Here is an 18,746-nt window from a genome sequence, read left to right on the forward strand (position 1 = left end):
GGGTACACCCCTAAACTCACGGTTCCCAAACGGGCAACTATCCGGGCGCGGCCAGAAGGACCGATGGCGCTCCCGGGCGGTTGCAGACCGTTTATGAACAAGGTCGCGAGACCTGCCTCTTTTTAGAAGGGAGCTCCACGAATGAACAAGACTCTGATCGTTGCAGCAGCTGCAGCATCGTTCGCTACCGTCGCTCACGCGCAAAGCAGCGTCACGCTGTACGGCGTGCTGGACGCAGGCATCACCTACCAAAGCAACGTCCAGAACGCAGCCGGCCAAGGCAAGTCGCTGTGGTCGATGGGTTCGGGCATTGACCAGAGCCGCTTCGGCCTGCGTGGTTCGGAAGACCTCGGTGGCGGCCTGAAGGCAATCTTCACGTTGGAAAGCGGCTTCAACATCGGCAACGGCAAGTTCGCGAACAACAACGGCATGTTCAACCGCCAGGCTTTCGTCGGCCTGTCGAGCCAGTACGGCACGGTTACGCTGGGTAAGCAGTACGACTCCGTCCAGGACTACCTGGCACCGCTGACCGCAACGGGCTCGTGGGGCGGTACGTACTTCGCTCACCCGTTCAACAACGACAACCTGAGCACGAACGGCGGCTACTCGGCTAACAACACGATCAAGTTCGCAAGCGCGAACTACGCTGGCCTGCAATTCGGCGGCACGTACTCGTTCTCGAACAGCACGAACTTCGGCAACAACCGTGCTTACAGCGGCGGCGTGTCGTACCAGTACCAAGGCCTGAAGCTGGGTGCAGCTTACTCGCAAGCGAACAACCCGAACAACAACGGCACGGGCGCAGTTGACTCGTCGTCGGCTCTGTTCAACGGCCAAGGCCGCCTGCGCACGTACGGCGCGGCTGCTGCATACGCATTCGGCCCGGCGCAAGTTGGCGCAGCATGGACGCAATCGCGTGTCGACAACCAAGCTAACGGCGCGGCTACGTTCCACGCTGACAACTACGAAGTCAACGCGAAGTACAACCTGACGCCGGCTCTGGGCCTGGGCGCAGCGTACACGTACACGAACGCGAAGGTTGCTGGCGAAAGCACGCACTGGAACCAGTTCGGCCTGCAAGCTGACTACTCGCTGTCGAAGCGCACCGACGTCTACGCACAAGCTGTGTACCAGCGCGCTGCGAAGAACGGCGTTGGCGCATCGATCTACAACGGCGACGTCAACACGCTGCCGAGCTCGTCGATCAACCAAACCGCAGCAACGGTTGGTCTGCGTCACCGCTTCTAAGCGTGACGGCTGGGTAACCAGCTTCGCAGTATCGAAAAAGGCGCCTTCGGGCGCCTTTTTTTTCGCCCGCCGCATCGGCGATGCGGGCTGCGATGACGCTGCGTATCGTCCGGCCGCAAAAAAAGCGAAGCGCTGAGCCTCGCTTTTTGCTTGGTGTGCCGACGTGTGCGCTGCCGGCCGGCAGCATCAGCGCGTGTATTCGCCGTTGGCTTCCGGCTGGAACACGATCGCGGCGACCTTCATCAGCCTTTCGGCGCCGCTCGGCTGCAGCACTTTCACCAGCTGACCGCGTTGCGTGCCGAGCAGCGCCATGCCGACCGGCGAGAACACGTTCAGGCGGCCGAGCTCGAGATTGGCGGCGTCCGGATAAACAATCGTCCAGGTGGCCTGCTCCTGGGTCGCTTCGTCGAGCAGCGTGATCTGCGAATTCATCGTGACGACGTTTGCCTTGATGGCGTCCGGTTGCACGATGTCTGCGCGCTCGAGCAGCGTGTCGAGCATCGTCTGGAAGCGCGGGTTGTGTTCGGCGTGCTTCTCGAGGCGAGCAACGTCGAGTTCGGTCAACTGGTAAAGGCGTTGTTTCATGGCAGTTCTCCAAATGATCGGCATGGGGCAGGCGGGGCGTGCCTATGGGGATCGCCCGGAGCCTGTCTGACCTGGCTCCGGGAAGGAGACCGAGCCGTCAGATCAGGCGCCGGGCAGGCGCGAGCGGCGCCTGGGCCGTGCGTCGAGCGAGGGGATGCGCCGGCTGGCCGGCGCGCACGCGCACGCCGACCAGGCCGGGCGGCGAAACCGAAGCGAGCGTGGGCGCGTGCATGGTGAATGGGGTATCGAGAGGTGAATAAAACCTTACGATTCTACAACACAACCTTCCCGATCGGTGATTTGGCTGTCGGCCTTTCGTCAGGCATTGTTGTGAAAATGATTTAAGTAATAGCGATCGCACACGGTGACAGCGGTCGATTTTTTCCGAAAATGCAACGCTGTATGTTCAAACCAAGGGTTTCCCCTTGGTATCGCCAGCACTACACTTGATCCATCGCTTCAGACAGTCCCGCCGGGAGCGACGTCAAAAGAGAACATATTTCGGAGGTCCATCATGAAGTCGATCATCTACGCAGCGATCGCTGCATCCGTTCTTGCCGCCCCGATCGCATCGTTCGCACAGTCCGAGCAGGGCTTGACTCGCGACCAGGTTCGGGCCGAACTCGTGCAACTCGAACAGAACGGCTACAAGCCGCTCGCGAGCGATTCGCAATATCCGGACAACATCCAGGCCGCGGAACAACGGATCCAGCCGAACCAGCCGATGCTCGCCCAAGCCGATACGAGCGGTTATGGTGCGGTGGCGACGGGCGCAGGCCAGTCGGGCCGCCGCATGACGCATGAAGCCGCGAATCCCGTGAACTCCGTCTACTTTGGCAACTGAACATTCCCGGGTCTGCCCGAGCACAGCATGTGACCGACGGGACGCGCGCCGCTTGCGCGCGTCTGCGTCAGCAGAGCAGAACCTCCGTCGCCGCATTCCGGCGGCTTTTCCGCCCAGACGCTCGCGCGTTTGGGCCTTTTTCGCTGGGACGGATCAGGCGGACGTGACCGTCGGGGTGCCGTGGATATAGTGTTCCAGTTGGCTGATCGTGAATTGCTGGTCGGCAATCACGCTCTTCACGAGGTCGCCGATCGAGATCAGGCCGATCAGCTTGCCGTCCTGGATGACGGGCAGGTGGCGCATCCGGTGCTCGGTCATCAGTGCCATGCACTCGTCGGTGGATTGCGACGGTTCGACGTAGCGCACCTTGGCCGTCATGATTTCCTCGACGCGGGTGGCTTTCGACGAACGGTCCTGCAGCACGACCTTGCGCGCGTAGTCGCGCTCGGTGACGATGCCCGCGATGTCGTCGCCGTCCATGACCAGCAATGCGCCGATTCCCTTTTCCGCCATCAGCTTGATGGCGTCATAGACGAAATCGGCTTTCTTGACGGTGTAGATCGTGCGGCCGGAATCCGGCTTGGCTTTGAGAATTTGCGCGACAGTCGTGCTCATTTGCTTTCTCCGTGTGCGGGACGATGCAGGGAAGGCAGGGCGTGATGCGCGGCACCCGACGGGCCCAGTATAGCCGGGCCTGCTGCGGCAGTCGCGTGACGTTTCCAGATTAGCGGTAAACTCCGGTCACGCACTATCCACACAACTCCTACATTCCAGATCGTTTCGATTGAATTCATGATGTCTTCGCGTCCTCAATCGCCCACGCAGGGCAATGGCCAGGCAGACGAGTGCGTGACGCTCGTCGCCACCGCGTCGCTGCCCACGCGCTACGGTACGTTCACGTCGTACGCTTTCCGCGTATCGGGCAGCGATGCCGAACATCTCGCGCTCGTGATGGGCGACGTCACCGGCGAGCAGTCCGTGCTCACGCGGCTGCATTCCGAATGCCTGACCGGCGACGTGTTCGGCTCCTTCCGCTGCGATTGCGGCGAGCAGCTCGATCTCGCGCTGCGCTACATCGCGGCGGAAGATCGCGGTGTGCTGCTGTATCTGCGCGGCCACGAGGGGCGCGGCATCGGCCTGAGCAACAAGATCCGCGCATATGCGCTGCAGGAGCAGGGGCGCGACACCGTCGAGGCGAATCTCGACCTCGGCCTGCCCGACGACGCTCGCGAATACGATTCGGCCGCCGCGATCCTGCGGATCCTCGGCGTGACGTCGGTGCGCCTGATGAGCAACAACCCGAAGAAGTTCGACACGCTCGTGAAGCACGGCATTCCCGTGTGTGAACGCGTGGCGCTCGCCGTGCCCGTGCGCGAGGAAAACGAGCGTTACATCCGGACCAAGCAGGTCAAGTTCGGGCATTACTTCGAAGAAAACGAGTAATCGCGTTCGACGCGTGGGCGCCCGATCGGGCGTCGCGCTCATTCCGTGAACGCCGGGCGGGACGATGCGTCCCGCCGCATTCGATTCCCGTCGCCGGTTCTCGCGACTGTCGCCGCTGGTTGCCGGCGCAGCTGACGAGCGCGATTGCTTCATCCCTCCGCTTCGCCTTCGAGCTCGCTCCCGCGTTACGAGAACGGTGTGCGCGGCCCGATGCACCCCATACCTTCTGCACATCCCGATCACGGTTGATCCGCCATTGAAGATAGAAACCGAACGTTTGACGTTGCGTCGCTGGCGACCGGGCGATGCCGGTGCGCTCGTTGCGATGCACGCGGATCCCGATGTGACCGCGTGGCTGGCGCGTGGCCCGATGTCCTTCGATGAGGCGGAGGCCGTCATCGCACGCTTCGAAGCGCATTTCGACGCGCACGGTTTCGGTGTGTGGGCGATCGAGCGCCGTGCGGATGGCGCGCTGATCGGGCTCTGCGGGTTGTCGCGTGAAGTTCGTGACGAGCATCCGATGGCGCCGTGCGTCGAGATCATGTGGCGCCAGGCCCGCACATCGTGGGGGCATGGCCATGTCGCGGAAGCGGCCGCTGCGGTATTGGTCGACGGGTTCGGCCGGGTGGGGCTCGGCGAGATCTTTGCATGGACGGCTGCTGCCAACCAGCGATCGCAGCGTGTTGCACGGCAACTCGGGATGGTGCGGCAACCGATGCGCGATTTCGAGCATCCTGCGTTGCCGCCGGGGCATGCGCTGCGGCCGCATGTGGTGTTTGTCGCGCACGCAACTCCCGTTCGTCCGGATGATTACGTCAGCGCGTAACGTGCCCCGGGCACGCTTGCCCGCTCACGCCACCTCGCGTTCTGCAGCACGATCCGGTAGCCGTCGGCGTCCTCGAACGTCTGTCCGCACGCATCCCAATATGGATTGAACGATGTCGCCCGCATGAAGCCGTGCGCGACTGCGCGTGCGCACGCGGCTTCCCATGCCGGGCGGTCGGGAAGATAGAAGACGATCAGGTCTTCGGGTGTCGGCGACGGGGCAACCGGATGCGCCGGACCGTGCGTGAATTCAAAGTGGTAGTCGAGTTCTTCGCGTCCGGGCATCACGCCGGAGAAACCGTCGTGATCGTCGAAGCGCGCGAGCACTGCTAGCTCGAATGCGTCGCGGTACATGTGCTCGGTTCTGGCGAGGTCGGCGACGGGGCGGGCGATGCGCAGGTGGGCGCGCATGACGACGTCGGCTCTGGGTGAGCGATTCGTCGATGATAAGCCGACGGGCAGGCGCGGGGGCGCTGCTCGCGGGGGGGGGGGGGGATGTGTCCCCGATAAATTATCGCAGGCAAGAAAAAGCCCGCTACTGGAGCGGGCTGAATCCATGTTTGGAGACATGGAGGAGACGGATGTAACTTTAAGGGAAAACCCGAGGGATGGCAAGCCCTAGTTGTAATTGTGCAACGCAGCGCGCCTTGAGCTGTCTGACCAGGCTGGTGCTGCACGCCATCCAGCTGTCGCGGGCGTTCCACCGTGTCGTGCCGAACAGCCGCCGCACCGTCGCGTATCCGCGGAGCCGCCGCCGGTCCTACATTGCGCCTGCCCGCGCGTGCGCGGCAAACGCGCCGAACCGCTCCTGCGCAACCGGCACCGCGTACTTGTTGCGCATTTCCGTCTCGATCCACGCGCAGGCCTCGCGCGCGCAGTCGGTCAGCGCATGCCGTGTCGCGTGTCCGTCGATGTCGTAGACGAAGCGCACGCCCACCTCGTCGTCGGCGACTTGCCGTTGCAGCTGATTGAGCTGCAGTTGCGGCCCGTGTCGCTGCGACAGCGCGCGCAGCTCGTCGAAGTGATATTCGAGCCAGTCGGCAAAGAACAGCGCGTCGCTATGGCAGCGCAGACGGAACGCCGCACTACGCGACGGACGCTGCGCGCCGCCGCCCGCGGCCTGCGGCTCGCCGTTTGGCGCGATGGCCGCATCGACGGGCGCAAGCGGCTGCCCGGTCTGCCGGTACGGTTTGCGGTCGCGCAGTGCGTGCCACAGCAGTTCGTCGCCGGCGGCACCGGACGGCTGCATCGTCAGGTCGCGCCGGCCGTCGCCGACAGCGGCGACGTCGCGGATCACGAGGCGCAGCGAGCAGAGCGGCTCGTCCGCTACCAGCAGCGTCGCCGTGCGCGGCAGCCCGCACACGAGCGGCGCGGCGCCGGCGGCCCGGAACACGAGCCCGCGGCGATCGAGCCGCACGAGCGGCAGCGGCCGCGCAAACGACGGGTAGGCGACTGCGATGCGGGCGCCGCCGGCACCCGTCAACCCGGGCATCATCGCGCGAAAGACCTGAGACTGGTCCACGGTGGTTCTCCTTTGTTACGATTCCGCCCGGCCGGACTACGCGCGTTCCGGCTCAGGCGGCGATGGCTTGCCGGGCAGCCCGTCCCGGCTCGATTCCCAGTGCGGCAAACGTTTGCGGATCGATGTCGATCCAGCACGCGACAACCAGACGACCGTCCACCTGTTTCGGGGGACCTGCCCGGTGCGCGTGCACGCCGATCCGGCGGAACAGCCGCTCCATGCTCGCGAACGTCACGCCGATCAGCTGCCGCGCGCCCCGTTGCGCCGCGCATTCGACGACCGCGGCGAGCATCGGGCGGACGGCCCACTCGGCATTGCCGGGACCGCCTTCGTCGTCGCCGGTCGCCGCGAACCGCGACAGCTCCCAGACGGCAGCCGATTGCGGCAGTGCGACGTCCTCGGCGATCAGGTCGGCGAACAACGACTTCAGCAGATACGGGCGGGTGGTCGGCAACAGGCGCGCACATCCGCACACTTCGCCGCCGGCGTTTCTCGCGAACACGTAGACGGTATCGTCGCGATCGAACTGGTCGCGCTCGAAACATTCGTTCGCCGACGGGAGCGCCCAACCGAGCTGTTCGACGAACACATGGCGCCGATAGCGCCCGAGATCCGCTGCAAGTTCGTGTGGTAACCGCCCTTCATCGTGAACGAAGGTCCGCATGGTGTCCTCGGATCGGTACTTTGGTATGCCCGCATTACATCGCGCGTTCCGAGGAGGCGGTAACTGGTAACTCTTACAGGGTGAGGGTGCGCCGACACCATTCGACCGGTGGTAACGGTTTCTTGATCGGCGGGATTGAAATACCGGCGGCTTTTGCTTATAAAGAGCGCCAGTCTTGCGGAAATGTCAGATGAAAGCGCGGCCGGTTGTCACTGGAGCACGGGACCGGCATGATAGACGTCGTTGCGACCGAGCAATGCCGACGCAACCGCGGCCGGCCAGTCGATGTGTGCGAGCCGCGCGGCGAGCACGGCGGCGGTGCGGAACATGCCGAGGTCGGCGCCGGTGGCGTCGACGGCCATGATGTTGCTGCGGACGTCGCCGCCCGCGATCGCGAACGTGCCCGTCGCGCGCTCGAGATACCAGTCCCAGCCGACCGTCAGGTACGCGAGGCCGGCACTGGCCGGGCGGTGCCATTCGGTGTAGCCGGCCAGGCGCGCGTCGACGGCGCTGTCGCGCAGCTCCGCGAGCAGCGATGCATCGAGGCCGCTCGCGACATGGTCGAGCGCGAGCGCGGCCAGCGCGCTTTCGGACAGGCGCACGTAGCCGTCCGGAGACGGGCCGCGGACCGGGTGCAACAAAGGTGAAGTCATGCGCGGAATGTATCAGCCCCGAACCGGCGCTGGCACCTGACAGGTATGACAGCGTAACGTTGTCGGAGAATGAATGGAACTGCGCTGGCAGGATGCCTACCAACAATTCAGCGCCGCGGAAGACGAGCAGCAGCTCTTCCAGCGGATCGCCGCTTATTCTAAACGCCTCGGCTTCGAATATTGCTGTTACGGCATTCGCGTGCCGTTGCCCGTGTCGAAGCCGGCCGTCGCGATCTTCGATACCTATCCGGACGGCTGGATGGCCCACTACCAGGCGCAGAACTACATCGAGATCGACTCGACGGTGCGTGACGGCGTGCTCAGCACCAACATGATCGTCTGGCCGGACGTCGACCGGATCGATCCGTGTCCGCTTTGGCGGGACGCGCGCGACCACGGGCTGTCGGTGGGCGTCGCGCAGTCGAGCTGGGCGGCGCGCGGCGCGTTCGGGCTGCTGAGCATCGCGCGTCATGCGGACCGGCTCACGCCGGCCGAGATCAACATGCTGACGCTGCAGACCAACTGGCTCGCGAACCTGTCGCATTCGCTGATGAGCCGCTTCATGGTGCCGAAGCTGTCGCCCGAGGCGAGCGTCACGCTGACCGCGCGCGAGCGCGAGGTGCTGTGCTGGACGGCCGAAGGGAAGACCGCGTGCGAGATCGGCCAGATCCTCAGCATCTCGGAGCGCACGGTCAACTTCCACGTGAACAACATCCTCGAGAAGCTCGCCGCGACCAACAAGGTCCAGGCGGTGGTCAAGGCGATCTCGGCCGGGCTCATCGATACGCCCTGACGCGGCACCGGCGGCGGGGCGGTCGTGCCGAGCCGGCCGCCTTTGCGCTCACTCCATCATCGGCTCCGCTTCCTTCGCGGTCCAGCTCACGCTGGAAATGCTCTTCTCCATGCTCATCCGGCTCGCGATCTGCTCGAGCTTCTGCTGATCCTTCGGATGCAGCTTCAGCGTCGCGGTCACCTTCAATCGGTCCGGCTGCTCGGGCACGTCCTCGCTCGTCAGGCTCTGGAACGACAGCGGTTTCGCATACATCGCGTTCGACAGCAGCGTGCGGATGTGTACTTCGTCGGCGGCGAGGCAGATCACGGTGATCTGGTATTCGCGCACGAGGTCGGCATTCGACACGGGTGTCGCGTTGATCGCCTGGCTGACGCCGCGCAGCACCGTGTTGGTGAGCAGCACGACGCCCGTGCCGGCCAGGGCCGGCACGTAGTGGCCGGAGCCGGCCAGCACGCCGACGGCGGCCGAGCACCACAGCGTCGCGGCCGTGTTGATGCCCTGGATCGAGCCCTTGTCGCGCATGATCACGCCGCCGCCGAGAAAGCCGACGCCCGACACGACGTAAGCGGCGATCTGCGTGACGCCGGCCACGCCGTTGCCGGTCAGCACGCCGAGCGTGACGAACAGGCAGGCGCCGCTCGCGACGAGCGTGATCGTGCGCAGCCCCGCCGTGCGTTGCCGCATCTGGCGTTCAAGGCCGATCGCGACGCCGCAGGCGAACGCAGTGAAAAGACGGAGTGCGAAATCGAGAGTCATGATGGTCCTGCCGTGCCAAGTGCGCATGCCGGCCCGCGGCGCGGCGGCGCGAAGCCGAACGCGGCACGATGGCCGTCATCGCGCGGTACTGTACCGCGCGGATGCGTCATTCAATGTGAAACGGATGGCGTGCGGGCTCGCGGAACGCGAGCCGCGGCAGGAGAACTGCGGCGGACAGGCGTTCAGGCGGCAAGCGGCGCACGCAACGGAGTGCTGCAACTGTCCACGATGGTTCCTGAAGGAAGAATGGGCGGCATTCTAGTGGGCCGCGCGCGCAGGCGTCAACCCGCCTGGCGGCCGGCCGGTGGTCACTGCGACGGTGACTGCGACGCGCCGATCGTCCCCGTCGCGAGCGCGAGCGCGGCGGCGGCCGACAGCGCGCCGGCGTAGCTATCGACCTCCGCGTTGCGGGCCGCGAGCAGCTGGCTTTGCGCGATCGTCGCATCGGTGACCGAGCCGACGCCGTTGCGGTACGCGGTCAGCGCCGCGTCGTAGCTCGTCTGCGCGGCATCGACGAGCGCCTTCGCCGCGTCGTGCGACGCGAGGCTCGTCTGCACCGCGTTCTGCGCGGCGACGACCTGGCGGACGGCCTCCTCCTTGGTCCGCGTGAGGCGCGCGGATGCGCTCTGCGCATCGTTGCGCGCCTGCATCAGCACCGCCGAGCGCAGGCCGCCGTCGTACAGCGGAATCGTCACGCCGAGGAACACGCCGCCGCCGTAGTGGCTGCCGTTCAGGTTCACGGTCGGGGCCTGGTCGCCGATGGCGGGCAGCGCGGTGATCGCCGTGCCGCCGCTGGCGTAGGACGTCGACGCCGACAGGAAGATCTTCGGCATGAAAGCGGCTTGAGCGGCCTTGATCTTCGCGCGGTTGGCCTGCTCGAGCGCATAGGCGCCCTGCAGGTCGGGGCGGCGCGCGATCGCGTCCGATACGATCGCGTCGACCGACGACGCGAGCGCGGGCGGCAGCGCTCGCCTGGGCAGCGCGGCGATCGACGGTTTCGACAGCGGCGAGATGCCGAGCGCGGAAACCAGCGCGAGGTAGCTGTCGCTTTCCGTGCCGTTCGCCTGGACCAGCGCGAGGTTCGCCTGTGCGCGATTCTGCGTCGCCTGCGCGAGTTCGACGACGGTGCCGACGCCTTGCCTGAGCCGTGCGCGCGACGCCGCGAGAATCGCGTCCGCGTTCGCCAGGCCCTGCTGCGCGCTGACCGCGCGCGAGCGGGCGGCTTCGTAACGGTAATACGCGACGGTCACGTCGTGGATCACCTGCTGATGCACGGCCGTGAACGCGACGTTCGACGCGACCGACGCCTGTTCGGCCGCCTCGACGCGTGCGGCGCGGCCGCCGAAATCGAACAGCAGCCATTGCAGCGACAGCGCCGAGATCGTGCCGTGCACGGTCGTGTTGCTCGACGAGTCACCGAGGATCGTCGACGTCGAGCCGTGACTCGCCTGGTACGCGCCCATCGCGGTCGCGGACAGGTTCGGCAGGTACGCGGCCTTCGCGATGCCGACCGCGAGCGCCGCGTTGCGCGCGTCGTTCCACGCGATGCGGGTCAGCGGGTTCGTCGATTCGGCGAGATCGATCAGCTCGGGCAGCGTGTATGGATGCGCGGCATCGAGCGCGGCCGGCGGCGACACCGATGCGAGCGCGGGCGAGGCCGGCAGCGTGTAGTCGTGCGGCGCACGTTGCGCAGATGCAAGCGGTGGCGCCGGCACGATGTCGCCGGCGGCCGACGTTTGCGGCTGCCACGGGCGGTCGGGGGCCTCCGGCGCGAGATCGACCGACGACGTGGCGCAACCGGTCAGCGCGATGGCGGTCGCGAGCGCGGCGGCGGCGATCGATGCGGCCGGCGGTTCAGGGACGCGCATGAGGGGCAGGCTCCTTCGGGGTGTCTGGGCGCGCGGCGTCGGCGATGTGCGCGAGCCGCGTGTCGATCAGGTTCAGCAGCGCGTCGCGTGCAGGGTCGGTGGAAGTGGCGGCCAGCGGCGGGGCCGGCACGGCTGCCGCGCCTGCCGTCGACGACGGCGGCGCCGAAGCGGCGTCGGCAGTCGGGGCGTCGTCGCGCAGTTCGACCACGCGCGCGAGGTGCGCGCCGATCGCCGCATCGCCCGGCGTGCGCTCGGCGAGCAGGAACAGCGGGCCTTCGAGTGCGCCGAGCTCCGCGAGCGCGCGTCGCCGGGTGGCGAGCCACGTGGCGGCCGGCCGCACCCACGATGGTTCGTAATGGATCAGGCTCAGCTCCTGCGCGATCGCGCCGTGGCGCGCGAACGCTTCGGCGGCGAGCGTGCGGCGTTCGGCCGGCTGCACGACCTGCGCGATACGGCGCCATTGATCGAGCAGCGCCGCGAACGCGACGTCGATCTGCTTGCCGATGCTGACGGGCCAGATGCGCGTGAACACGAGATACACGACGACGTTGCCGAGCAGGATGCCGATCGTGCGATCGCGCGCGAGCGTCAGGTCGAAGCCGGGGCTCGCGCCCTGGATCACGCACAGGAAGAACGCGAACGCGACCTGGAAGCCCGCGTACGCAATGCGCGGCGAACCGAAAGCGACCCACGCGGACAGCCACGCGCCGACGAACACGAGCGCCATCAGCTCGCCGATCGACGACAGCGCCGGCACGACGAACACGAGCGCCGCGGTGCCGATCAGCGCGCCGACGATGCAGCCGGCGATCCGCAGCGTGAGCTTCTCGACCGTTTCGGCCGTCGAGCCGAGCGACACCATGTAGCAGGTGATGAAGCAGGTATGGATGCCCGACCAGTCGAGCTGCGAGTACAGCAGGTAGCAGAACATCGCCGCGACGGTCGTCTTCAGCGCGTAGCGGATGTGGTCGGGGTTGGTGCGCGCGTCCGGCAGGAAGAAGCCGCCGCGCGGCGCGGCGGGTGCGTTGGCGGTTGCAGCCGATGCGTCGGGCGGAGTCGCCGTCGGTGCGGCAGATGCGGCCGGTGCAGTCGCTGCAGTCGATTCAGCAGGTATGGCCGGCTCGGCGAACTGCGTGATGGCCGTGTGCAGATCGGCTGCGACGACGCGCGCGAGCGGCGGCAGCGTATCGGCCGGCGGCAGCGCCAGCGTCACGTCGACCGGATAGCCGCCTTGCTCGAGGATGCCGGCCATCTCGTCGAGTGTCGCCGCAGCCGGTTCCGCGAACGCGGCGGGCAGTCGCGCGTCCGGCTCGCGGTCGGCGAGCGAGACCGCGACGAGCAGCGCGGTGCTCGACGCGATGGCTTGCCGTATCGCGGGTGCGTCGGCGGCGGGCGTCGACCCTTCGAGCGTCGACAGCTTGAGCCACGTGAGCAGCTGCTTGTCGCCTTCGCGCAGGCTCGTGTCGAAGGCCGCACGCGCGTCCTCGTCGCCGCGCAGCCGCTGCGCGGCGATCCGCAGTCGTTTCGCGAGCTGCGCGAGCGCGAGCTTGCGCGGCGAAGGCGCGATCAGCAGGTTGACGACGATCGCGACGCCGACCGGAATCGCGACCATCAGCCATGCGTAGAGCAGCGCACGCGTCGCGGCTTCGCCGACCGGCGCGAGGCCGAGCTGGTCGAGCCCGAAGCCGACGATCATCGCGAGGATCGCGCCGACCGGGCGCAGCTTGCTCGCCGACGTGAGGTACAGCAACCCGGCCGACAGCACGGCCATGCACGCGACGCGCAGCACCGAATAGTCGATGCTGAAGATCGCGACGCCGATCACGAGCGCGATCACGAGCGTGATGAGCAGCAGCATCGCGACCGCGAGCACGACGCTCGTCACGCGGTCGGCGCGGTTCAGGAAGAACACGACGTATGCGGAGATCGCGGCTTCCGGCGTACCGTAGCCGCTCGTCACGAGCACGACGAGCGCGCAGATCAGTGCGACCCGCGCGGCCATCGCGGCGCGCCCCGGAAACGGCGCGAGCAGTCGCAGGACTTCGCGCGGGCCGGGCGAGCGGACTTCAGCGGCAGGCTGAGCCATGCCGGACCTCGACGATCGCGCTCGCGCCGACGCGTACGAGCTTGCCGTCGGGTTCGTCGAGCTTCACACGCACCGGGAAGCGCTGCGCGACATGTACCCAGTTCACCGAGCGCTGCACGATCGGCAGCGCGCGCGGCAGGTTGATGCGGTCGCTGTCCGAGATGCCCGCGCCGATCCCGACGACCTTGCCCGTCAGCGGCCGGCTGCGGTCGATCATCGAATAGACGGTCGCGCAGTCGCCGACCGCGATGCGGTTCAACGACGTTTCGCGGAAATTGCCGACGGCGAACCATTCGCTCGCATCGATCAGCGTGAAGATCGACTGGTTCGGCGCGAGGGTTTCGCCGGCAAGCACGGTCAGGCCCGTCACGAGCCCGTCGTGCGGCGCGCGCACCACCGTGTCGTCGAGCGCGTGCTGCGCGCGGGCGAGTGCGGCTTCGCGTGCATGGAGCGTGGCGATCGCGTCGGCGTCGTCGCCGATCGTCTGCGCGGACGATCGCTGCTGTTCCTGCGCCTGCGCGAGCGACACGGCCGCGTCGCGCTGCCGGACCTTCGCCTGGTCGAACTGCTGCGCGCTGACGTAGCCCTGCGCCGCGAGCGGTGCGAGCCGGTTCACGTCGCGCGTCGCGAGATCGTGATTCTGCGACGCGCGCTTGACCTGCTCGGCGGCGACGGCTGCGTTCGAGCGCTCGCCGATCAGCGACCGGCGGCGCGTGTCGAGCGACGCGCGCGCGAGTTCGAGATCGGCCTGCGCCTGCGCGACCGTCAGCCGGTACGGCACGGGATCGATCTGATACAGCAGGTCGCCTTTTGCAACGCGCTGGTTCTCGTGCACGGCAAGCTGCACGATGCGGCCGCCGACGGGCGACGCGACGTGCACGACGTCCGCGTCGATCGACGCGTCGTCGGTGGACGGGTAGGCCGTCGTGCGGTGGTACGCGTATGCGAGCGCGGCGATGCCGAGCGCGACGATCGCCAGCGCGATCACGCGGCCTTTCGTGGACGGACGGGCGGTGCCGGCGGCCTTCATGCGAACGGCCCCGTGCCGGTGAGCCACACGATCACGGCGACCACGAGCCCGATCGCGGTGCAGACGGCGAGCTGGTAGGGCACCGTGGCGGCCCAGCCGGTCGCGACGAACACGCGGTGCGCGACGATCGCGCCGATGATGCCGACGATCGCGCTGACGAGCCAGAGCGGGAAATACGCGCCGAACAGGACGTACGACGGTGCGCCGCGCGACGCGCAGCCCGCGAGCGGCAGGGCGGGCGCGAGGACGGCGGCGACGCGCAGGGGCGCGCGCGGCGTTGTTTTTCTCATGGTGTGACGAGCTCGACGTTGGGGGTGGATGCCGGGCGCGGCGCAAGGCGGTTCGTCGCCGCGACGACGATTCCGCGATACGGAGCCGATAATAAATCAGCGCGATGTAGACCGCCAGCGATGCGGCGTGCATCGGCGGCATGCGGCGGGCTGCCCGGCGGGCCGCCGCACTCACCGCACCCGTGACCGGTCGTGCCGGCCGGTATCTGTGTACCATCGTGCGAAGGGCGCGGCGCGTGGCGCGGGGCATGACGAGACCTGGCGTCACGGTCCCGTCCGACGCGCGGCGCGGAAGCGGTATCGCAACGAGGACGAGTATTCCATGCGAAGTTTCTTTGTCCGGTTCATCGCAATCGGCGTGGTGTTCCATTTGTATGTCGGGCTGCGGATCATTCCCGACGCCTTCACGTCGCCGCTCGCGCGCACGATCGCGGCGCTCGTGCTGGCGAGCTTCGTCGTGCTGATCCCGGTCGGCATGTTCTCGCGCCGCTTCGACGAAGGCTGGGCCGCGACGCTGGCCGGCTGGCTGGGTTCGATCGCGATGGGTTTCTTCTCGTCGCTGCTGGTGCTGACATTCCTGCGCGAGCTGGTGCTGCTCGGCGTCGTCGTCTGGCGGCATCTGGGGCACGACGGCGCCTGGAGCGGCGCGGCATCCGACACGGCGCTCGGCGTGCTGGCGGGCGCGGTGCTGGTCAGCGCGCTCGGATTCGTCGGCGCGCGCCGCACGGCGGCGGTCAAGCGCGTGTCGATTCCCGTCGACGGGCTGCCGGCCGCGCTCGACGGGCTGACGATCGTGCAACTGTCGGACATTCACGTCGGGCCGACGATCAAGCGGCCCTATATCGAGCGGATCGTGCGCGCGGTCAATGCGCTCGAGGCCGATCTCGTCGTCGTGACGGGCGACGTGGTCGACGGCTCGGTCAAGCGGCTGCGCGAGCACACGGCGCCGCTCGGCCGCATGCAGTCGCGGCACGGCAGCTTCCTCGTGACGGGCAACCACGAGTACTACGCCGGCGCGCACGCATGGATCGACGAGTTCCGGCGGATCGGGTTGACGGTGCTGCTCAACGAACACGTGCTGATCGAACACGACGGTGCGCGCGCGGTGCTCGCCGGCGTCACCGATTTCACGGCGGGCGGGTTCGATCCCGCGCATCGCAGCGATCCCGAGCAGGCGCTGGCGGGCGCGCCGCACGACGTCGCCACGAAGATCCTGCTCGCGCACCAGCCGCGCAGCGCGGAAGCGGCGAGCCGCGCCGGTTTCACCGTGCAACTGTCCGGCCATACGCACGGCGGGCAGTTCCTGCCGTGGCCGCCGTTCGTGCGCCTGCAGCAGCCGGTGATCGGCGGGCTGAACCGGTTCGGCACGATGTGGCTCTATACCAGCCGCGGCACCGGCTACTGGGGGCCGCCGAACCGCTTCGGCGTGCCGTCCGAGATCACGCTGATCCGGTTGACCCGCGGCCTCTAGCGCGCCGGAATGACAGCGCATGGCGGCGCGCGTCGCCGTTGGCTACCATGCAGACGTGGTTTCCCCGCACCGTTCATTTGCTGCCTGATCGCGACATGTCGACGCCCGATCTTTTCGCCGATTCGCCCGTGCCCGACGTGGACTGGTACCCGGACTGGCTCGCGCCGGCCGACGCCGATCGCGTGCTGGCCGCGCTGATCGATGAGGTCGCGTGGCGGCAGGACACGATCCGCACGCCGCGCGGTCGCATTCCGCTGCCGCGGCTCACCGCGTGGCAGGGCGAGCCCGACGCCGTCTACGTGTATTCGGGGATCCGCAACGTGCCCGCGCCGTGGACGCCGGCCGTGCTTGACCTGAAGCGCGCGGTCGAGGCGACCTGCGGCGCGCGATTCAACAGTGTGCTGCTCAATCGGTATCGCAACGGGCAGGACAGTCTCGGCTGGCATGCCGACAACGAGCCGGAGCTCGGCGACGCGCCGGTTATCGCATCGGTGAGCCTCGGCGCGATGCGCGTGTTCGACCTGCGTCATCGTGCGACCGGCGTCGTGCACGCGTACCGGCTGACACACGGCAGCCTGCTCGTGATGCGCGGCCGCACGCAGGCCGAATGGCAGCACCGCGTGCCGAAGGCGCCGGCCGTGCAGGGTGAGCGCGTCAACCTGACGTTCCGGCGGGTGGTGTCGGCGGGAAGCGGCCGGTAGCGGCCGGAGATGCCGACCGGCGGACGCCAGGGGCCGACGTAGGTGATGGTCCGGCGCACGCGTGCCGGTCGCACCCCGTTTTTCATCCGGGCGAAGCTAGCCGCCGTCGATGCGGCACGTTGCCGCACTCAGGTGTCCGGGGCGGCTTGAACCGGCCTGCGAGGCCCGTCCCATAAGGGTTTCAGGTGGTTTTGATTGACCGCCCGGTTCTGATAGGCAGGTGTAAGCCCTGATGGTGCGTCGCAACATTCATTGACTAGACTGTCGAATGGCTGAAACGCGCCGGACGCCGGCGCATTTTTTCGACATGCCTGACGCGTCGCCGACGTGATGCGCAGTGCAGGAGCATAACCCGTGACCGTACTGGACTCATCCCTCGAACCCTCGCTGCACGTCTTCGAACAAGACGGCGGATGGCAATGGGCGCTGACGGTGAAGCGGGCGTCGGGTGTCGGTGTGAAAGTCGTCGCATTCAGCACGGACGGCTTTCGCGGTGAAGCCGACGCATACGCCGCTGGCCAGCTCGCCCGTGCCGAGTACGACGCTGCCGTGACGGCCTGACGTCGCGTCGCGCCGATCCCGCTCGCGGATCGGTGTGGTCGTTTGCTCCCTCGCGTTTCTTCCCCCTTTCGTTTTCTAGTCGCACATCGGCCGTGATCGTGCCGGCCGGTACCGCACGTGAGGCATCCCGATCGCGGATGAGCAGGGCCGGCGGCCCGCCTTGCCTACGGCGACGTTCCGGTGGGCAGTCCTGTCTATCGCTGTTATCCTTTCGATCGCATCAGGCTATATGACAGTCCGGCGACCCGATTCGGGCGCGCCGGGCCATCGGCCGCCTGCGCCGGATCGTGTTGATCCGGTCCGGTCGAAAATCCATAATCAAGCATTGCGGGTCATTCGTGAACGCTTCCATTCCGTCCATGTGCACAGGATCAATCCAACGATGAGCGGCGCATCGAAACCGCCGGCGAAGCCGGCAAGCGCGCCGCGCGCGACAGCCGGCGACGACGTCGACCACGACGCGTCGAAGCAGGCCGCGGGCGACGACGAATCGTCGGGCGGCGCGTCGTCGTATCTGGTGCCGGGCCTCGAGCGCGGGCTGCGGATCCTCGCCGAATTCTCCGCGCGCGAGCCGGTGCTCGGCGCGCCCGAGCTGTCGAAGCGCATCGGCATTCCGCGCACGACCACCTTCCGCCTGCTGCAGACGCTCGAAGCGCTCGGCTTTCTCGAGCGCGTGAACGGCGACCGTTATTTCCGGCTCGGCGTCGGCGTACTGCGGCTCGGCTTCGAATACCTGAATTCGCTGGAACTGACCGATCTCGGCACGCCCGTGCTCGAACGATTGCGCGATGCGACGGGCCTGTCGACGCACCTGCTGATCCGCGACCAGCGCGATGTCGTGTTCGTCGCGAAGGCGCAGAGCAACACATCGATGTTCGGCTCGGTGAAGGTGCACGTCGGCACGCGGCTGCCCGCGCACGCGACCGTGCATGGCCATGTGCTGATGGGCGACCTCACGCGCGACGCGCTGCGCCAGCTGTATCCGGAGAAGCGCCTCGAACAGTTCACCGAGCGCACGCCGGGCACGGTGGATGAGTTGTACGAGCGCGTGCGTCATTACGCGCGGCTCGGCTACGCGGTCAGCGAAGCCGCGTTCGAGAGCGGCATCTCGGCCGTGACCGCACCCGTGCGCGACCATTCGGGCGCGATCGTCGCGGCGATCACCGCGACGGTGCCGCGCTCGGAAATCGGCGAGGCCGGCGAGAAGGAGCGGCTCGTCGAAGCGGTATGCGGCGCGGCGGTCGACCTGTCGCAGCGGCTGAACTACCGGCCGCTCGAAAGCGACCCGACGTTCGCGCACGCGCGCCATCGGGTCGCGATGTTCTGATTCGCGGCATGAGCCGCGTCGCGCGGCTTCGTCAGTAGCCTGTCGCAAGTAGTCAAAAAAAGAGCAGCCCGCGGGCTGC

At 67.4% G+C, this 18,746-nt stretch carries 20 protein-coding genes; 9 read left to right on the top strand and 11 right to left on the bottom strand.

Features of this window, described 5'->3' with window-relative positions; all coding sequences use genetic code 11:
• Positions 1 to 141 precede the first annotated feature (141 nt).
• Entirely contained in the window at positions 142 to 1,248 is a 1,107-nt protein-coding gene (locus PL79_RS30440) for a porin (RefSeq protein ID WP_044846708.1), read from the top strand.
• A 186-nt stretch (positions 1,249 to 1,434) separates the two neighbouring features.
• On the opposite strand, the gene PL79_RS30445 is transcribed toward PL79_RS30440, so the two are convergent.
• Positions 1,435 to 1,833 (bottom strand): GreA/GreB family elongation factor, encoded by a 399-nt coding sequence (locus PL79_RS30445; RefSeq protein ID WP_044846709.1) that lies wholly within the window; start codon positions 1,831 to 1,833, stop codon positions 1,435 to 1,437.
• Between the two features lie 514 nt (positions 1,834 to 2,347).
• Between PL79_RS30445 and PL79_RS30450 the strand changes: the two genes are divergently transcribed.
• On the top strand, positions 2,348 to 2,677 hold the full coding sequence (locus PL79_RS30450) for a DUF4148 domain-containing protein (RefSeq protein WP_044846710.1): 330 nt from the start codon (positions 2,348 to 2,350) through the stop codon (positions 2,675 to 2,677).
• Between the two features lie 153 nt (positions 2,678 to 2,830).
• Here PL79_RS30450 and PL79_RS30455 read toward each other — a convergent pair whose 3' ends face one another.
• Complete coding sequence (locus tag PL79_RS30455; RefSeq protein ID WP_044846711.1) at positions 2,831 to 3,292, bottom strand: CBS domain-containing protein; 462 nt, start codon at positions 3,290 to 3,292, stop codon at positions 2,831 to 2,833.
• Positions 3,293 to 3,469: 177 nt separating this feature from the next.
• Between PL79_RS30455 and ribA the strand changes: the two genes are divergently transcribed.
• Together ribA and PL79_RS30465 are read left to right on the top strand one after the other, a co-directional pair.
• The gene (gene ribA / locus PL79_RS30460) at positions 3,470 to 4,120 is read left to right on the top strand and encodes a GTP cyclohydrolase II (protein ID WP_044846712.1); all 651 of its coding nucleotides are present in this window, start codon (positions 3,470 to 3,472) and stop codon (positions 4,118 to 4,120) included.
• 256 nt (positions 4,121 to 4,376) lie between these two features.
• Positions 4,377 to 4,946, top strand: a complete 570-nt coding sequence (locus PL79_RS30465; protein WP_044846713.1) for a GNAT family N-acetyltransferase — start codon at positions 4,377 to 4,379, stop codon at positions 4,944 to 4,946.
• On the opposite strand, the gene PL79_RS30470 is transcribed toward PL79_RS30465, so the two are convergent.
• The 4 genes from PL79_RS30470 to PL79_RS30485 form a co-directional block, all read right to left on the bottom strand.
• On the bottom strand, positions 4,931 to 5,356 hold the full coding sequence (locus PL79_RS30470; RefSeq protein ID WP_044846714.1) for a VOC family protein: 426 nt from the start codon (positions 5,354 to 5,356) through the stop codon (positions 4,931 to 4,933). The two genes, PL79_RS30465 and PL79_RS30470, sit on opposite strands and share 16 nt — an antisense overlap.
• Positions 5,357 to 5,705: 349 nt before the next feature.
• A complete protein-coding gene (locus PL79_RS30475) occupies positions 5,706 to 6,467 on the bottom strand; it encodes a hypothetical protein (RefSeq protein WP_044843156.1) in 762 nt (253 codons plus the stop codon).
• Between the two features lie 52 nt (positions 6,468 to 6,519).
• The gene (locus PL79_RS30480) at positions 6,520 to 7,131 is read right to left on the bottom strand and encodes an acyl-homoserine-lactone synthase (RefSeq protein ID WP_044843157.1); all 612 of its coding nucleotides are present in this window, start codon (positions 7,129 to 7,131) and stop codon (positions 6,520 to 6,522) included.
• 209 nt (positions 7,132 to 7,340) lie between these two features.
• Positions 7,341 to 7,784 carry a DUF4902 domain-containing protein gene (locus tag PL79_RS30485; RefSeq protein ID WP_044843158.1) on the bottom strand — a complete coding sequence of 148 codons (444 nt, stop codon included), beginning with the start codon at positions 7,782 to 7,784 and terminating at the stop codon, positions 7,341 to 7,343.
• Positions 7,785 to 7,857: 73 nt separating this feature from the next.
• On the opposite strand from PL79_RS30485, the gene PL79_RS30490 reads away from it, so the two are divergent.
• The gene (locus PL79_RS30490) at positions 7,858 to 8,577 is read left to right on the top strand and encodes an autoinducer binding domain-containing protein (RefSeq protein ID WP_044843159.1); all 720 of its coding nucleotides are present in this window, start codon (positions 7,858 to 7,860) and stop codon (positions 8,575 to 8,577) included.
• Positions 8,578 to 8,625: 48 nt separating this feature from the next.
• Here the strand turns inward: PL79_RS30490 and PL79_RS30495 are convergent, their stop codons facing one another.
• From PL79_RS30495 to PL79_RS30520, 5 genes are all read right to left on the bottom strand, one after another.
• The gene (locus tag PL79_RS30495) at positions 8,626 to 9,333 is read right to left on the bottom strand and encodes an MgtC/SapB family protein (RefSeq protein ID WP_044843160.1); all 708 of its coding nucleotides are present in this window, start codon (positions 9,331 to 9,333) and stop codon (positions 8,626 to 8,628) included.
• Positions 9,334 to 9,641: 308 nt separating this feature from the next.
• The gene (locus PL79_RS30505) at positions 9,642 to 11,201 is read right to left on the bottom strand and encodes a TolC family protein (RefSeq protein ID WP_044843162.1); all 1,560 of its coding nucleotides are present in this window, start codon (positions 11,199 to 11,201) and stop codon (positions 9,642 to 9,644) included.
• Positions 11,188 to 13,287 (bottom strand): FUSC family protein, encoded by a 2,100-nt coding sequence (locus PL79_RS30510; protein WP_044843163.1) that lies wholly within the window; start codon positions 13,285 to 13,287, stop codon positions 11,188 to 11,190. The genes PL79_RS30505 and PL79_RS30510 overlap by 14 nt, the downstream gene beginning before the upstream one ends.
• Positions 13,268 to 14,317 (bottom strand): multidrug transporter subunit MdtN, encoded by a 1,050-nt coding sequence (gene mdtN / locus PL79_RS30515; protein WP_044843164.1) that lies wholly within the window; start codon positions 14,315 to 14,317, stop codon positions 13,268 to 13,270. Before mdtN ends, PL79_RS30510 begins: the two co-directional genes overlap by 20 nt.
• Positions 14,314 to 14,607 carry a hypothetical protein gene (locus PL79_RS30520; RefSeq protein WP_044843165.1) on the bottom strand — a complete coding sequence of 98 codons (294 nt, stop codon included), beginning with the start codon at positions 14,605 to 14,607 and terminating at the stop codon, positions 14,314 to 14,316. Before PL79_RS30520 ends, mdtN begins: the two co-directional genes overlap by 4 nt.
• A 322-nt stretch (positions 14,608 to 14,929) precedes the next feature.
• Between PL79_RS30520 and PL79_RS30525 the strand changes: the two genes are divergently transcribed.
• From PL79_RS30525 to PL79_RS30540, 4 genes are all read left to right on the top strand, one after another.
• Positions 14,930 to 16,078, top strand: coding sequence for a metallophosphoesterase (locus PL79_RS30525; protein WP_044843166.1), 1,149 nt, complete (start codon positions 14,930 to 14,932; stop codon positions 16,076 to 16,078).
• A gap of 95 nt (positions 16,079 to 16,173) precedes the next feature.
• Positions 16,174 to 16,779 (top strand): alpha-ketoglutarate-dependent dioxygenase AlkB family protein, encoded by a 606-nt coding sequence (locus PL79_RS30530; protein ID WP_044843167.1) that lies wholly within the window; start codon positions 16,174 to 16,176, stop codon positions 16,777 to 16,779.
• A 354-nt stretch (positions 16,780 to 17,133) separates the two neighbouring features.
• Positions 17,134 to 17,340 carry a hypothetical protein gene (locus PL79_RS30535; RefSeq protein ID WP_044843168.1) on the top strand — a complete coding sequence of 69 codons (207 nt, stop codon included), beginning with the start codon at positions 17,134 to 17,136 and terminating at the stop codon, positions 17,338 to 17,340.
• A 382-nt stretch (positions 17,341 to 17,722) separates the two neighbouring features.
• The gene (locus tag PL79_RS30540; protein ID WP_044843169.1) at positions 17,723 to 18,667 is read left to right on the top strand and encodes an IclR family transcriptional regulator; all 945 of its coding nucleotides are present in this window, start codon (positions 17,723 to 17,725) and stop codon (positions 18,665 to 18,667) included.
• Positions 18,668 to 18,746: the final 79 nt, after the last annotated feature.

This window comes from Burkholderia sp. USMB20, assembly GCF_000949135.2.
Classification (GTDB): Bacteria; Pseudomonadota; Gammaproteobacteria; order Burkholderiales; family Burkholderiaceae; genus Burkholderia.

Bases quoted from the DNA above. Each gene is read 5' to 3' on its own strand.
- PL79_RS30520 (WP_044843165.1), bottom strand. From the start codon at position 14,607: ATGAGAAAAACAACGCCGCGCGCGCCCCTGCGCGTCGCCGCCGTCCTC.
- PL79_RS30455 (WP_044846711.1), bottom strand. From the start codon at position 3,292: ATGAGCACGACTGTCGCGCAAATTCTCAAAGCCAAGCCGGATTCCGGC.
- PL79_RS30450 (WP_044846710.1), top strand. From the start codon at position 2,348: ATGAAGTCGATCATCTACGCAGCGATCGCTGCATCCGTTCTTGCCGCC.
- PL79_RS30490 (WP_044843159.1), top strand. From the start codon at position 7,858: ATGGAACTGCGCTGGCAGGATGCCTACCAACAATTCAGCGCCGCGGAA.
- PL79_RS30495 (WP_044843160.1), bottom strand. From the start codon at position 9,333: ATGACTCTCGATTTCGCACTCCGTCTTTTCACTGCGTTCGCCTGCGGC.
- PL79_RS30485 (WP_044843158.1), bottom strand. From the start codon at position 7,784: ATGACTTCACCTTTGTTGCACCCGGTCCGCGGCCCGTCTCCGGACGGC.
- mdtN (WP_044843164.1), bottom strand. From the start codon at position 14,317: ATGAAGGCCGCCGGCACCGCCCGTCCGTCCACGAAAGGCCGCGTGATC.
- ribA (WP_044846712.1), top strand. From the start codon at position 3,470: ATGATGTCTTCGCGTCCTCAATCGCCCACGCAGGGCAATGGCCAGGCA.
- PL79_RS30540 (WP_044843169.1), top strand. From the start codon at position 17,723: ATGAGCGGCGCATCGAAACCGCCGGCGAAGCCGGCAAGCGCGCCGCGC.
- PL79_RS30470 (WP_044846714.1), bottom strand. From the start codon at position 5,356: ATGCGCGCCCACCTGCGCATCGCCCGCCCCGTCGCCGACCTCGCCAGA.
- PL79_RS30440 (WP_044846708.1), top strand. From the start codon at position 142: ATGAACAAGACTCTGATCGTTGCAGCAGCTGCAGCATCGTTCGCTACC.
- PL79_RS30445 (WP_044846709.1), bottom strand. From the start codon at position 1,833: ATGAAACAACGCCTTTACCAGTTGACCGAACTCGACGTTGCTCGCCTC.
- PL79_RS30530 (WP_044843167.1), top strand. From the start codon at position 16,174: ATGTCGACGCCCGATCTTTTCGCCGATTCGCCCGTGCCCGACGTGGAC.
- PL79_RS30505 (WP_044843162.1), bottom strand. From the start codon at position 11,201: ATGCGCGTCCCTGAACCGCCGGCCGCATCGATCGCCGCCGCCGCGCTC.
- PL79_RS30525 (WP_044843166.1), top strand. From the start codon at position 14,930: ATGCGAAGTTTCTTTGTCCGGTTCATCGCAATCGGCGTGGTGTTCCAT.
- PL79_RS30480 (WP_044843157.1), bottom strand. From the start codon at position 7,131: ATGCGGACCTTCGTTCACGATGAAGGGCGGTTACCACACGAACTTGCA.
- PL79_RS30510 (WP_044843163.1), bottom strand. From the start codon at position 13,287: ATGGCTCAGCCTGCCGCTGAAGTCCGCTCGCCCGGCCCGCGCGAAGTC.